At 65.9% G+C, this 13902-nt stretch carries 12 protein-coding genes; 10 read left to right on the top strand and 2 right to left on the bottom strand.

Going from position 1 to position 13902, the window contains the following annotated elements; translation table 11 throughout:
- Positions 1 to 42: 42 nt before the first annotated feature.
- Together ASC89_RS27520 and ASC89_RS27515 are read right to left on the bottom strand one after the other, a co-directional pair.
- Entirely contained in the window at positions 43 to 1950 is a 1908-nt protein-coding gene (locus ASC89_RS27520) for an ABC transporter substrate-binding protein (RefSeq protein ID WP_056004204.1), read from the bottom strand.
- 400 nt (positions 1951 to 2350) lie between these two features.
- Positions 2351 to 3190, bottom strand: a complete 840-nt coding sequence (locus tag ASC89_RS27515; RefSeq protein WP_244488577.1) for a DeoR/GlpR family DNA-binding transcription regulator — start codon at positions 3188 to 3190, stop codon at positions 2351 to 2353.
- Between the two features lie 308 nt (positions 3191 to 3498).
- Here ASC89_RS27515 and ASC89_RS27510 point away from each other — a divergent pair, with 308 nt between their 5' ends.
- The 10 genes from ASC89_RS27510 to mnhG all read left to right on the top strand — a co-directional run bounded on the left by ASC89_RS27510 (position 3499) and on the right by mnhG (position 13798).
- The gene (locus tag ASC89_RS27510) at positions 3499 to 4251 is read left to right on the top strand and encodes a transketolase (protein ID WP_244488582.1); all 753 of its coding nucleotides are present in this window, start codon (positions 3499 to 3501) and stop codon (positions 4249 to 4251) included.
- Positions 4251 to 5204, top strand: coding sequence for a transketolase family protein (locus tag ASC89_RS27505; protein WP_056004198.1), 954 nt, complete (start codon positions 4251 to 4253; stop codon positions 5202 to 5204). The genes ASC89_RS27510 and ASC89_RS27505 overlap by 1 nt, the downstream gene beginning before the upstream one ends.
- Complete coding sequence (locus ASC89_RS27500) at positions 5201 to 6673, top strand: glycerol kinase GlpK (RefSeq protein WP_056004195.1); 1473 nt, start codon at positions 5201 to 5203, stop codon at positions 6671 to 6673. Before ASC89_RS27505 ends, ASC89_RS27500 begins: the two co-directional genes overlap by 4 nt.
- A 44-nt stretch (positions 6674 to 6717) precedes the next feature.
- Entirely contained in the window at positions 6718 to 7698 is a 981-nt protein-coding gene (locus ASC89_RS27495; RefSeq protein ID WP_056004192.1) for a sugar phosphate isomerase/epimerase, read from the top strand.
- Between the two features lie 204 nt (positions 7699 to 7902).
- Positions 7903 to 10782 (top strand): monovalent cation/H+ antiporter subunit A, encoded by a 2880-nt coding sequence (locus tag ASC89_RS27490; protein WP_407065087.1) that lies wholly within the window; start codon positions 7903 to 7905, stop codon positions 10780 to 10782.
- Positions 10773 to 11108, top strand: coding sequence for a Na+/H+ antiporter subunit C (locus ASC89_RS27485; RefSeq protein WP_055883493.1), 336 nt, complete (start codon positions 10773 to 10775; stop codon positions 11106 to 11108). Before ASC89_RS27490 ends, ASC89_RS27485 begins: the two co-directional genes overlap by 10 nt.
- Positions 11108 to 12697 carry a monovalent cation/H+ antiporter subunit D gene (locus tag ASC89_RS27480; RefSeq protein WP_244488576.1) on the top strand — a complete coding sequence of 530 codons (1590 nt, stop codon included), beginning with the start codon at positions 11108 to 11110 and terminating at the stop codon, positions 12695 to 12697. The genes ASC89_RS27485 and ASC89_RS27480 overlap by 1 nt, the downstream gene beginning before the upstream one ends.
- Positions 12694 to 13179 carry a Na+/H+ antiporter subunit E gene (locus ASC89_RS27475; RefSeq protein WP_056004184.1) on the top strand — a complete coding sequence of 162 codons (486 nt, stop codon included), beginning with the start codon at positions 12694 to 12696 and terminating at the stop codon, positions 13177 to 13179. Before ASC89_RS27480 ends, ASC89_RS27475 begins: the two co-directional genes overlap by 4 nt.
- Entirely contained in the window at positions 13176 to 13457 is a 282-nt protein-coding gene (locus tag ASC89_RS27470; protein ID WP_056004181.1) for a K+/H+ antiporter subunit F, read from the top strand. Before ASC89_RS27475 ends, ASC89_RS27470 begins: the two co-directional genes overlap by 4 nt.
- Complete coding sequence (gene mnhG / locus ASC89_RS27465; protein WP_056004178.1) at positions 13454 to 13798, top strand: monovalent cation/H(+) antiporter subunit G; 345 nt, start codon at positions 13454 to 13456, stop codon at positions 13796 to 13798. The genes ASC89_RS27470 and mnhG overlap by 4 nt, the downstream gene beginning before the upstream one ends.
- The last annotated feature ends 104 nt before the right edge of the window (positions 13799 to 13902 follow it).

Here is a 13902-nt window from a genome sequence, read left to right as displayed (position 1 = left end):
TGGGGCGGCCGGGAGGAAAGCCGCCCCACCATCGACCAGCGGCTACTTGCCGGTCGGTTCGATGTTGACGATCGTCTTCTTGAACGACGACCACCAGGTGTAGGGCGCCGCGTAGAAGTTCGATTGCTTGGGATAGTTCTTCCAGTAGGTCGAATTGGTCGGGATCGTCGTCGGGATGTTCATCAGGTTGATGAACTGCATGCCGCTGGTCAGCTTCTTGGCGATCTCGATGCCGTTGGCGACGAACGGCTCCGAGCCGATCTCGAGCACCTTGCTATCCTGCACCAGCTTGAAGATCTCCGGGTCGGTGACACGGATGAAGTTGCCCTGCAGCGGCTCGTTGGAGTCGACCGGCTTGACGAACGTGTCGCTGAACGAGTTCCAGCTGTTGAACCAGTTGGAGTTGTAGGTGCAGGTCATGTTCCAGTTGACCATCAGGTCGAGCTTGGCGTTGGTGTTCTGCACCGTGGTGAACTCGCCATTGTCGGCCTGGCGCGCGGTGACGTTGAACCCCGCCTTCTTCCAGCTGTCGGCGATCGAGAAGCCGGTGCGCTGCATCACCTTGTTCCAGTCGGCCGGGATGACGAAATCGAGCGTCCACGGCGAGCCGTCGGGCTTGGTGTAAAAGCCGTCCGCGCCCTTCTTGATGCCGACCGAGCCGAGCAGCTTTTCGGCTTCCGCCGGGTCGTACTTCCACCAGCCCTGGCCAAAGCCCTGCTTGACCGCATCGCCGGTCGGCAGGTCCGCCTCGGGGGTGCCCTGCGCCTTGAGCGCCGCCACCATGCCGTCGCCGAAGCCGGCATCGAACGGCTTGTAGCCATCCGAGAGGGTCAGCCCGTTGAGGAACTCCAGCATCGGCTGGTAGTAGACCGGGTCGGTGATCGGCGTGTCGGCGAACGGCAGGGCCGCGGCCTTGAACTGCCCGCTGACGGCGCTGATGCCGACCTGCTGCAGGTTGGTCGTCAGGGCCAGCGCCCAGCGCACTTCGGGCAGGTCATAGGGTGACTTCTGCTGGTTGAAATAGACGCCGTAGGCACAGGCGTCGTTCATGTCGTGGTACGGCAGCGTCGGCGAGAAGGTTTCGATCGCCGGGTTGCGCGCCTTGGCGGCGGCAATCGAATCCGGGCTCATGAAAGTGTCGACGTCATACTGGTTCTGGACGAACGCCAGGGTGCGCGTCTCTTCGGCGCCGAAATCCTTGTAGAGCACGTATTTCGGCTTCGGCGTGCCGAGGTTCCCCCAGCCCGAACGCTGCCAATCGTCACGCAATTCCCACAGCTGCCAGAAGCCGTTGGGGTCGAACTCCTTGATCTTGTAGGGCCCGAGCGTCACCGCATTGGTGTTCTTGAAGGTGACGACATTGTCGCCCTGCCCTTCGAAGATGTGCTTGGGCACCGGCACGAACAGCGAGCCCCAGGTATAGACGCCGAGCACGGTCTGGAAATCATAGGCCGGGTTCGCCGTCTCGATATCCATGGTGTAGTTGTCGACCTTGGACCAGCTGCCCTCTTTCACGTAATTGGTGGTGCGGGCGACGAAGGTCAGCTTGTCCTTGTACTTGAAGGACGTATCGAGCGTGTAGATCAGGTCGTCGACGGTGAACTCCACCCCGTCGCTCCAGAACACGCCGGGGCGGATCTTGATGCGGAACTTGGTGTGCTCGGGGTTGAGCACTTCCACCGGGCCGGCAGCGAGCTCAGGGTAGGATTGGCCGGTCGCCGTATCCATCTCCCACAAAAAGCTCCAGCCCAGTTCGCGGAAGCCGCGCCAGATCGCATACTGGTTGAGCGGGTTCTGCACATCGGGGTTGGCCGATTTGCCGTCGAAGGTCTGCACGATCAGCGTCTCGTTGCGGGGCGTGCCCACATCGGTCATTTCCTGCGCGTAGCTGGCGCCTGCCAGCAGCAGCCCCGCCAGCGGGGCCAGCACGTATCGGCCAAGCCGTACCATTGTCCGTGTCCTCCTCTTGTGCCCCGATCGCCGCCGGTCTCGGCAGTCGCATCCGGGATTGAACCTCGCGGTGGTCGGCCATCGCACAGCCGTGCCCGTCAGCCGGCTGCAAGCCGCCTGGACATCAGTCGCCGTGATCGAAGGGCTCCTCACCTGCTCCCCTGCACCCAGGCGCAACCTGCACCTGAGGTACATCGCAAACAGACGAGTTCTGTCTGTTTCGCTTTGTTTGCGATTAATGAGGATTACGGAGGTATCTGAGGCAAGTCAATGCCGATTTTCGTCGGGATCGCCAGCAAGCAGCGCTGATCCGGTCCGGTTCGACAGCACGTGACAGCGCCCTGCCCCAACGGCTGGCGCTGGAGCAGCGAGACTAAGGGACTGCCAGGCTTAAACTATTTCAGCGAGCGATGATCAGCTCGATGCCGCGGCGCTCGAATTCGCGGGCATCCTCATCGCGGATCCCGTCATCGGTGATAAACGAGTGAATCACGTCCAAAGTGCCAAGCCGCGTGAACGAAGTGCGGTTGATCTTGGTCGAATCCGCCACCAGGTAGACGTGCTGCGCCGCCTTGATCATCGCCTGCTTGAGCTGCAGGTCGGCAAAGCTCGGATAGGTGAGTCCCGCTTCGAGCGACACGCCGGCGGTGGCGAGGAACAGCTTGCCGGCGAGGATATCGCGGAAATACTCCACCGACTTGTCGCCGCTCAGCGACAGGGTCGGCGCCTTGAACTGGCCGCCCGGCATATGCACGGCAAAGCCCGGCACCGCGCCGAGGATCAGCGCGATGTTGAGCGCATTGGTGATCACCGTCAGCTCGCGCCGCTGCAAGAGGCCATGCGCGACCTCGGTGGTGGTCGAGCCGGCATCGAGGATGATCGTCTCGCCATCACCGACCAGCGATGCGGCCCGCACCCCGATCCTGCGCTTTTTATCCATATTCTCAAGGTGTTGCAGGCTCAGCGTCTCGACCTGCCGCGGCAGCGTCTTGAGGAACGCGCCGCCATGCTCCCTGGTGATATAGCCGTCAGCCTCCAGCCGCTCGAGATCCTGCCGGATCGTCGCTTCGCTGACTTCGAACGCAGCCGAGAGGTCGCGCACCCGGGCGCTGCCCTCTTCCTGCAGCCACTCGAGAATCTTGCGCCGCCGCGGCTCGGCCAACAGTCCGCTCAGCGTGCCGGCGTCGACGCCGCCGCCGGCCTTGCGGTCCTGCCGGCGCATGCTCTTCTGCTCGTTCATCTCTCAGGCGCGCCTCTGCTGACCTCTGGCAAATTACCGTGGCGGCTGGGTTTTCCGCAACCCGCACACTTCGGATATCTAGCGACTATATGCCAAACGAAACCATTCGCAAATTTTCGATAGTGACGAGCGGCAAACAATCGGTTAGTTGTCGCAGCAAGATGCATGGGAGGCAGCGGCAGCAAGCCCGCCTACCCCGAATGCTGGAGGAGGCAGTTTTGACGTTCCCGGCTTCCGCCGAACTTCGCAACGATCCGGTCGCGCTGATCCGCGACAAGGCGTTGTGGATCCGCCGGCGCAGTTTCCAGATGGTCTACGAGGCGCAACTGGGTCATCCCGGTGGCGATTTCAGCGCCGCCGACGTGCTGGCGACGCTGTATTTCGGCGTGCTGCGCCACGACCCCGCCGATCCACGCAACCCGGCGCGAGATCGTTTCGTGATGAGCAAGGGCCACTGCACCGGTGCCTTTTATGCCGTGCTGGCCGCCGCCGGCTTTTTCCCCGAAGCGCAGCTGAACACCTACATGCAGCCGCTGTCGCTGCTCAACGGCCACCCTAACCGCAACTACCTGCCAGGCGTGGAGACCAATACCGGCCCGCTCGGTCATGGCCTGCCGGTCAGCGTCGGCATCGCCATTGCCGGCCAGATCGACAGTGCCGATTTCCGCACTTTCGTTCTCACCGGCGACGGCGAGTTGCAGGAAGGCAGCAACTGGGAAGCGGCGCTCACCGCCGGACACCGCAAGCTCGAGAACCTGACGCTGATCATCGATCGTAACCGGCTACAGCAGGGGGCGCGCACCGAGGAGACCGCCAGCCTCGACCCGCTCGACGACAAATGGCGCGCCTTCGGCTGGCATGTCGAGATGGTCGACGGCCACGATCACCGCGCCCTCTACGAGGTGCTGAGTAAGTCGCCTAAAGGCCGCGGCAAGCCGCTCTGCGTCATCGCCAACACATTCAAGGGCAAGGGCGTCAGCTTCATGCACGACAACGTCGCCTGGCACCACGGCGTGCCCAACAAGGACCAGTACGAGCAAGCCATGCGGGAACTCGCCTGATGAGCGCCGCCGCCCCTGCCCCTGCCGGCTGGCACGATTGCCGTGACACCTTCTCGAAAACCGTCGAGGCACTGGCCGAAGCCGATCCGCGTATCGTCACCGTGGTGAGCGACAGCGTCGGCTCGTCCAAGCTGGTCAATTTCCGGAAGCGCTGGCCCGAGCGCATGGTCAATGTCGGCATCGCCGAACAGACCGTGGTGGCAGTGGGCGCCGGCCTCGCCAATGGCGGCAAGATCCCCTTCGTTTCCGCCGCCGCGTGCTTTCTCACCGCCCGGGCAATGGAGCAGATCAAGGCCGATATCGCCTACACCAATGTCAACGTGAAGCTGATCGGCCAATCGAGCGGTGTCGCCTATGGCGAGCTCGGCCCGACCCACCATTCCATCGAGGATATGGCCTGGCTGCGGCTGCTCAACAACCTGACGCTGATCGTCCCCTCCGACCCCTGGGAAACCGAGCAGGCGATCCGCGCCGCGGCGGCGCTCGATGGCCCGGTGTTCATCCGGGTGAGCCGCATGCCGGTGCCCGACCTGCCGCGCTGTAACGCGCGCTTCGAGATCGGCAAGGCCGAAACCCTGCGCGACGGCAACGATCTCGCCATCATCGCCAATGGCGTGATGGTGCACCGGGCGCTGGCCGCGGCCGAAGCCCTCGCCGCCGACGGCATCGCCGCGCGGGTCATCAACATGTCGACGGTCAATCCGCTCGACGAGGCAACCATTCTCGAAGCGGCAAAGACCGGCGCCGTCGTCACCGTCGAAGAGCACTCGGTGCGCGGCGGCCTCGGCGGTGCGGTGGCCGAAGTCTTGGCGACGCACGATCCGGTGCCGATGCGCATCCTCGGCTTCCCCGGGTTCCTGCCTACCGGTTCGGCCGACTGGCTGCTCGAGCATTTCCATCTGAACGCCGCCGGCATCGCCGACGCGGCGCGCCAGCTCCTCGCCCGCAAATGAGCAACGGGCTGATCCTCGCCATCGACCAGGGCACCACCAACACCAAAGCTCTGGCGTTCGACGCCGAGGGGCGGGTGGTTGCCAGTGCCTCGGTGCCGATGGCGGTCAGCTATCCACAGCCCGGCTGGGCCGAGCAATCGGCGACCGACATCTGGCAGAGCGTCGCGCACGTGATCGCCGAGGTAGTGGCCAAGGTCGGGCCGGATCTGGACGCGCTGGCGATTTCCAACCAGCGCGAAACCATCGTGGTGTGGGACAGCCGCACCGGCGCGCCCATCGCTCCGGCCATCCTCTGGCAGTGCCGCCGCTCAGCCCCCGCCTGCGCCGCCATCCGCGCCGCCGGGCATGGCGAGCTGATCGAAGCCCGCACCGGGCTCGGCATCGATCCGTTGTTCCCGGCAGCCAAGCTTGCCTGGATCCTCGACCAGGTCTCGGGCGCCCGCGACGCCGCCGCCTCGGGCCGGTTGCGCGCCGGCACCATCGACGCCTGGCTGCTCTGGAACCTGACCGGCGGCGAGCACGCCACCGACCATTCCAACGCCTCGCGCACCCAGCTGTTCAACACCGAGGCGCTGGCCTGGGACGAAGAGCTCGGCCGCATCTTCAACGTGCCGCTTGAGCTCCTGCCAAAAGTCCGCCCCTCGGACAGCGCCTTCGGCACCGTGGCCAACGGCGTCTCCGCCCTCGCCGCCGGTACTCCCGTTCACGCCATGATCGGCGACTCGCATGCGGCTTTGTTCGGCCACGGCGTGCGCGAGCCGGGCACGGTGAAGGCGACCTACGGCACCGGCTCGTCGCTGATGACCCTGACCACAGGGCGCATCGTGAGCCGCAGCGGCCTCTCCTCGACCATCGCCTGGAGCACCAGTGCCGGCGTCGCCTATGCGCTCGAGGGCAATATCTCGGTCTCCGGCCAGGCCGTCGCCTTCATGGGAAGCCTGCTCGGCATCACCGACCCCGCCGCCGTCGCCGCACTGGCCGCCACCGTGCCCGACAGCAATGGCGTGATCTTCGTTCCGGCTCTGGTCGGGCTCGGCGCCCCCTACTGGGATCCGGACGCCCGCGGCAGCATCTCGGGCCTGGCGCTCGGCACCACCCCGGCGCACCTGGCGCGCGCCGCCGTCGAGGCCATCGCCTTCCAGGTCAGCGACGTCTTCACCGCCATGGAAACCGACCTCGGCCAGCCGCTGGCCCGGCTCTCCGCCGATGGCGGCGCGGCGCGCAACGACATGCTGATGCAGTTCCAGGCCGACCTGCTCGGCCGCCCGGTGCTGCGCGGCGAGCTGCCCGAAGTCAGCGCCGCCGGCGCCGCGCTGCTCGCCGCGACGGGCCTCGGCCGCAACACCACACGGGCCACCAAGGCGCAACGCCAATTCACCCCGCAAATGTCCGCAGCGCAGCGCAATGCCGCGCTCTCGGGCTGGCTGAGCGGCGTCGGCCGCGTGCTGCAGCGCGACCCCATCACCTGAACCAACCGCCCCGGGCGGAGCAACAAACGAGGGAGAACAACAAGATGAGCAAGCTGCGCTTCGGAGCCGGCATCTGGCACTTTGCCACCTATGTCGACCGCTACGCCACCGACGGCTATGGCGAGCCGCGCAACGTCATCGAGGCCATCGACCTCGCCGGCAAGGTGCGCGACCTGAGCGTCGTCGACATCAACTACCCGTTCTTCGGCGGCGAATTCAGCAACGCTGAGATCAAGACAGCGCTCGAGCGCAACAAGCTTGGCGTCATCGGCATCACCCCCGAGATCTACACCCGCGAGTTCAGGAAGGGGGCCTTCACCAACCCCGACCCCGGCATCCGCCAGCGCGCCCACGAACTGATCACCGAAGCCGCCGGCGTGGTGCGAGCCTTCGGCGCCGAATACGTCAAGCTCTGGCCCGGCCAGGACGGCTGGGATTACCCGTTCCAGGTCGACCACGGCACGCTGTGGAAGAACTCGCTCGATGGCGTCGGCCGCCTCGCCAGCGAGAACCCGGATTTGAAGTTCGTCATCGAATACAAGCCGCGCGAGCCGCGCGTGCATATGAGCTTTGACTCGCTGGCGCGGACGCTGCTCGGCATCGAGAAGATCGGCCTCCCCAATGTCGGCATCCTGCTCGATTTCGGCCACGCCATTTTCGGCGGCGAATCGGCGGCAGACTCCGCCCAGATGGCCATCGATTACGGCCGGCTGTTCGGCATGGACGTCAACGACAACTACCGCTCCTGGGACGACGACCTGGTGGCCGGCAGCCTCCACCCGATCGAGCTGTTCGAGTTCTTCCATGTCCTGCGCAAGAACAAGTGGGACGGCGTCTGGCAACTCGACCAGTTCCCCTTCCGCGAAGACAGCGTAGAGACCGCCGACCACGCCATCGACTTCCTCAAAGCGGTGGATCGCGGTCTGGAGGCGCTCGACCTGAACGCGCTGCGCAAGGCCCAGGACGACCACGACGCCATCACCGCGCTGCGCATCGCGCAGAAGGCGCTGTTCGGGGCGTTCTGAGGAACGTGCAGTCGGCGAGCCACCGGCCTCTCCGTGGTCCTCCCCCGCCACGCGGGGGAGGATTACGGCGCAGCCGGCGCTCAAACCGGACAAGCTGCCGCACCGACAAATGGTGCACTTTCCAACCGCCTCGACGCCACCTATACCCGATGCACACACTGAGCTGGGGACGGGACGCTGCCGGGATTTTCGCCTGACGTCGCATTGGGAATATTGTGTGCCTTGCCATTTCTGGCATGCGTCCTCGCCTATGCGCTGCAGGGTCGACTAGCCTCGGGAGCGGTGTATGTCACCGGCGGCGTCGCAGCCCTGCTCTTCCTCGTCACCCTGCTGCTGTTCCCGCAGGTTTCAGCGGGCGACGCGCTGGTCTACCGCATCGAGTGGATCCCGCAGCTCGGGCTCAACCTGACGCTGCGCATGGATGGCCTCGCTTGGCTGTTCTGCGTGCTGATCACGCTGATCGGCCTGCTCGTCGTGCTCTATGCGCGCTACTACATGTCGCCCAAGGATCCGGTGGCGCGCTTTTATGCGCTGCTGCTCGCCTTCATGGGGGCGATGCTGGGGCTCGTGCTCTCCGGCAACATCATCCAGCTCGCTGTGTTCTGGGAGCTGACCAGCCTCGTCTCGTTCCTGCTCATCGGCTACTGGTACCACCGCGGCGATGCGCGCGATGGCGCCCGCATGGCGCTGATCGTTACCGGCATGGGTGGGCTGGCGCTGTTCGTCGCCATGCTGCTCATCGGCCATATCGTGGGCAGCTACGAGCTCGACGATGTGCTGGCTTCGGGCAGCACGCTGGTCGATAGCCCGCTCTACCCGGTGACGCTGATCCTGTTCCTGCTCGCCGCCTTCACCAAGAGCGCGCAGTTCCCGTTCCAGTTCTGGCTGCCCAACGCCATGACGGCGCCGACCCCGGTCTCGGCCTATCTCCACTCGGCCACTATGGTGAAGGCCGGCGTGTTCCTCCTCACCCGCTTCTGGCCGGTGATGTCGGATTCCGAGCTCTGGTTCGCCATCGTCACCTATACCGGGCTCGCGACGCTGATCTTCGGGGCTGCCGCGGCCTTGTTCCAGCGCGACCTCAAGGGCCTCCTCGCCTATTCGACCATCAGTCACCTCGGCCTCATCACCACGCTGCTCGGCATGGGGACGCCGCTCGCTGCCGTCGCGGCGATCTTCCACATCGCCAACCACGCCACCTTCAAGGCCTCGCTGTTCATGGTGGTGGGCATCATCGACCACGAGACCGGCACCCGCGACGTGCGAAAGCTCAGTGGGTTGTGGCGGTTCATGCCGTTCACCGCCACCTTCGCCATCATCGCTTGCGGCGCCATGGCCGGGGTGCCGCTGCTCAACGGCTTCCTGTCGAAGGAAATGTTCTTCACCGAAACGGCGGAGTTCCACCCCGACATCTTCGTCAACTACTCGCTGCCGATCGGCGCGACCATTGCCGGCATGCTGAGCGTCGCCTACTCGATCAAGTTCGTGCATGGCGTGTTCTTCGGGCCACCGCCAACCGAACTCGACCGGGTGCCGCACGAACCGCCGGCCTTGATGCGGCGGCCGATGGAACTCTTGGTAGTGGTCTGCCTCGCCGTCGGCATCATCCCCGGCATCACCATCGGGCCGTTCCTCGCCGCGGCAGTGCAGTCGGTGCTCGGGCCCGACACGCCCTATTACAGCCTCTCAGTCTGGCACGGCTTCAACTGGCCGCTGCTGATGAGCCTCCTCGCCATGCTCGGCGGCGTGGTGATCTACGTGCCCTATTACCGGCGCTTCCGCGATGTCGACGGACTGCCCTTGCTGACCCGCTTCCGCGGCCAGCGTATCTTCGAACGCCTGCTGCTGAACGCCACCAACAAATGGGCGCGCAGCTTCATCGAGCTGTTCGGCACGCAACGGCTGCAGCCGCAGATCTTCATCGTGGTGCTCCTGGCGCTCGCCGCGGGCGTCGCGGCCGGCTGGGCCCGCATGGGCAACCTGCCGCTGCCGGAAAGCTTCGATCCGGTGCTCGGCCTCGTCTGGCTCGTGGGCGGCATCAGCGCCATCGCCGCCGCACAGCAGGCCAAGTTCCACCGGCTCGCGGCAATGATCCTGATGGGCGGCGCCGGGCTCGCCACCTGCATCACCTTCGCCTGGCTGTCGGCGCCCGACCTGGCGCTCACCCAGCTGCTCGCCGAAATAGCCACCACGGTGCTGATCCTCTTGGGCCTCCGCTGGCTGCCCAAGCGCCTGCCGGTGCCGGAGGACCTGACGCTGAAGATGCGGCTCAGGCGCCTGCGCGACGTCGGCCTCGCGGTGTTGGTCGGGCTGGGCGCCGCCCTCTTGAGCTACGCCGTGATGACCCGCGACGCTCCCCTGGGCATCTCGGAGTTCTTCCTCGCCAACGCCTACAAGGAGGGCGGCGGCACCAACGTGGTCAACGTCATGCTGGTGGATTTCCGCGGCTTTGACACGATGGGCGAGATCACCGTGCTCGGCGTCGTGGCGCTCACCGTGTTCGGCCTGTTGCGCCGCTTCCGGCCGGCCGTCGACAGCGCCGAGCGGCCCGAGCAGCAGCGCCTGCTCGATGGCAGCGCCGACGGCCAGCGCGTCGCCGACGATTTCCTGCGCATCCCCTCGCTGATCATGAGCTGGCTGTTCCCGGTGGTGATCCTGATCGCCATCTACATGCTGCTGCGCGGCCACGACCTGCCGGGCGGCGGCTTCATCGCCGGCATCATCATGTCGCTGGCCTTTATCCTGCAATACATGGCCCGCGGCACCCGCTGGGTCGAAGAGCGGCTGCGCGTCCTGCCGGTGCTGTGGATCGGCTGGGGCCTGCTGCTCGCCATGCTGACCGGGCTGGGGGCGATGGCGCTGGGCGCGCCGTTCCTCACCTCGGCTTTCGCCTATGCCGAGATCCCGCTCATCGGCAAAATCCCGCTGGCGACGGCGCTGCTGTTCGACCTGGGCGTCTTTGCCCTGGTGGTCGGCGCCACCGTGCTGATGCTGATCGCGCTGGCGCACCAGTCGATCCGCCGGCCCAAGCCTGCCGGATCGGCCAAACCCAGGGAACGCGAGGGGCTGGCAAAATGGAACTGATCCTTGCCGCCGCCATCGGTGTGCTTGCTGCCTCCGGGGTCTATTTGATCCTCCGCCCCCGCACCTTCCAGGTAATCATCGGGTTGTCGCTGATCTCCTACGCGGTGAACCTGTTCATCCTCGCCATGGGCCGGCTGCGCATGGATGCGGCGCCGATCCTCGATGGCGCCAACGCCAACCCGGCCGACTATGTCGATCCGGTGCCGCAGGCGCTGGTGCTCACCGCCATTGTCATCGGCTTTGCCATGACGGCTTTGTTCCTCGTGGTGCTGCTCGCCGCCCGCGGCTTGACCGGCAATGACCATGTCGATGGGAAGCTCGACTGATGGCCGAGCTCAACCACATCGCCATCCTGCCCATCCTCGTGCCGATGGCGGCGGTGATCGCCAACCTGCTGCTGGGCAACCTCAGGCCCGTCAGCCGGGTGCGGCTCAACATCGCCTTCAGCGTCGTGCTGCTGCTGGTTTCGATCCTCTTGCTGGTGGTGCTGGCGCGATCGGATGGGAACCTCGCAGCAGTCTACCCGCTCGGCAACTGGCCGGTGCCGTTCGGCATCGTCTTGGTCGCCGACCGGCTGGCGGCGGTGATGGTGCTGGTCACCTCGATCCTGTCGCTCGCGGCCCTCCTCTATGCCTCGGCGCGCTGGCACAGCCGCGGCAGCAACTTCTTCCCGCTGTTCCATGCCCTGACCATGGGGCTCAACGGCGCCTTCTTGACTGGCGACCTGTTCAACCTGTTCGTCTTCTTCGAACTGCTGCTCGCCGCCTCCTACGGGCTGACGCTGCATGGCGGTGGCCGCAACCAGGTGAAGGCGGCGCTGCACTATATCGCCATCAACCTCGTCGCCTCGTTCCTGTTCCTCATCGGCGTGGCGCTGATCTACGCCACCACCGGCACGCTCAACATGGCCGATATCGGCCGCGCCGTGCCGCTGATCGCCCCCGATGATCGCGGGCTGTTCGATGCCGGCGCTGCGGTGCTGGGGGTCGCCTTCCTGATCAAGGCCGGCTCCTGGCCGCTGCATTTCTGGCTGCCGCGCACCTATTCTTCGGCGGCGCCACCCGTCGCGGCCCTGTTCGCGGTGATGACCAAGGTGGGGTTCTACGCCATCCTCAGGCTCTGGACCCTGGTCTTCGCCAACGCCTCGGGCCCGGAACTGGCGTTCGGGCAGAACGTGCTGCTGGTGCTGGGGCTGGCGACCATCGCCTATGGCAGCATCGGCGCGCTCTCCAGCAAGGCGCTCGACCGGCTGGCGAGCTACCTGATCCTGGTTTCGGCCGGCACGCTCCTCCTCGCCGTCGGCTACAACGCGCCAGGGGTGACCAGCGGGGCGCTCTATTATGTGGTGGCCGCCACCCTCGCGGCCGGGGCGTTGTTCCTGCTCAAGGATGTGATCGACCAGATCCTGCCGGCCGAAGCCCAGGTGCTGGCCGTGTCGCTCGAAATCTACGGCGACGAGGAAGAGGCGCCCGATGACAGCGACGAGGTCAGCCGCACCCTGCCCGGCGCCGCGACGCTGGTCAGCTGGTGCTTCGCCATTGCTGCGCTGATCATGGCCGGCTTGCCGCCGCTCTCCGGGTTCGTCTCGAAATTCGCCATGATCTCGGCAGCGCTCGGCGCCGGCCCGACTGCCGCCACCTGGTGGTTCATCGCGGCGCTGATCGGCTCGGGGTTCCTGGTGCTGGTGGCGATGGTGCGCAACGGCATCAACATCTTCTGGACCTCGCTGCCCGACAGCGACGTCCCGCGGGTCCGTACTGCCGAAATCGTCCCGATCGTCGCGCTCCTGGCGCTCTGCGTGCTGCTGGCGCTGGCCGCCGGGCCGGCGATGGCGTTCTTCGCCGAGACGGCGGCATTCATCCACTCGCCGCAGGGCTACATGGATGTGGTGCTGCCCATGGGGACTGCGCCATGAAGCGCCTGCTCCCCTATCCGGTTCTCGCCGCGCTGCTGCTGCTGATGTGGCTGGTGCTGCAGCAATCGATCGGCTTGGGCCAGATCCTGCTCGGTGGCGCCGTTGCTGTTGCCGCCGCGCTCGCCGCCAGCGCCATCCTGCCCGGGCGCGTGCGTTTCCGGGGCCTCACCAGCCTGCTGCAGCTGGTGGCGGTGGCCGGCATCGACATCATCCGCTCCAACATCGCGGTGCTGCTGATCCTCATCAACCCGAGGGCTGAACCCTCGGCGGGCTTCATCAAGATGGAATTGCAGCTGACCAACCAGTTCGGGCTGGCGGTGCTGGCCTGCCTCCTCACCGCGACGCCGGGCAGCGCCTGGCTCGAATATGACGGCGAGCACAACACCGTGCTGATCCACGTGCTCGACCTCGCCGACAAGGACGAATGGATCGCCACCGTCAGGCACCGCTACGAGCGGCTGTTGCTGGAGATTTTTCAATGAGCCAGATGATCCTCGACTGGAGCCTCCTCGCCGCCCAGCTGATGCTGGGCGTCTGCATGCTGGCAACGCTCTACCGCATGGTGCGCGGCCCCCGCGCCCAGGATCGGATCCTGGCGCTCGATGCGCTCTATGTCGTCGGCCTGCTGCTGCTGGTGACGCTCGGCATCCGCACCGGCTCTACGATCTATTTCGAGCTCGCCATGCTGATCGGCCTGCTCGGCTTCGTCGGCACGGTGGCGCTGGCCAAGTTCCTGATGCGCGGCGAGGTGATCGAATGATCGACGAGCTGCCGCTCTGGCTTGCCATCCTCGTCTCGGTTTGCGTCGTCGTCGGCGCCGGCCTCACCATGGCCGGGTGCCTCGGCCTCGTCCGCTTCCCCGATTTCTACCGTCGCATCCACGCCCCCACCATGGGCACCAGCATGGGCGGCGGCCTGATCCTCCTCGCCTCGGCGATCTTCTTCACCGTGACGGAACAGCGGCTGGTGATCCACGAACTGGTGATCTTCCTGTTCGTCACCGTCACCACGCCGGTAACGCTGATGCTCCTGGCCCGGGCGACGCTGTTCCGCGATCGGATTGAGGAAGCGCGGGAGACGGAAGACGGCAGTCGGCAGTAGGCAATCGGCAGTCGATGGGCAGTGCCACGACTGCCGACTCCCAACTGCCGACTGCCGCACCTGCAAGCCTGTCGCAAGCTTGCTGGCGCAGGGTGCACCTGTGT

The organism is Devosia sp. Root413D1, from assembly GCF_001425235.1.
Classification (GTDB): domain Bacteria; phylum Pseudomonadota; class Alphaproteobacteria; order Rhizobiales; family Devosiaceae; genus Devosia_A.
The sequence above is the reverse complement of the archived record's forward strand: the minus strand, read 5'-3'. Positions and strand labels throughout refer to the sequence as shown.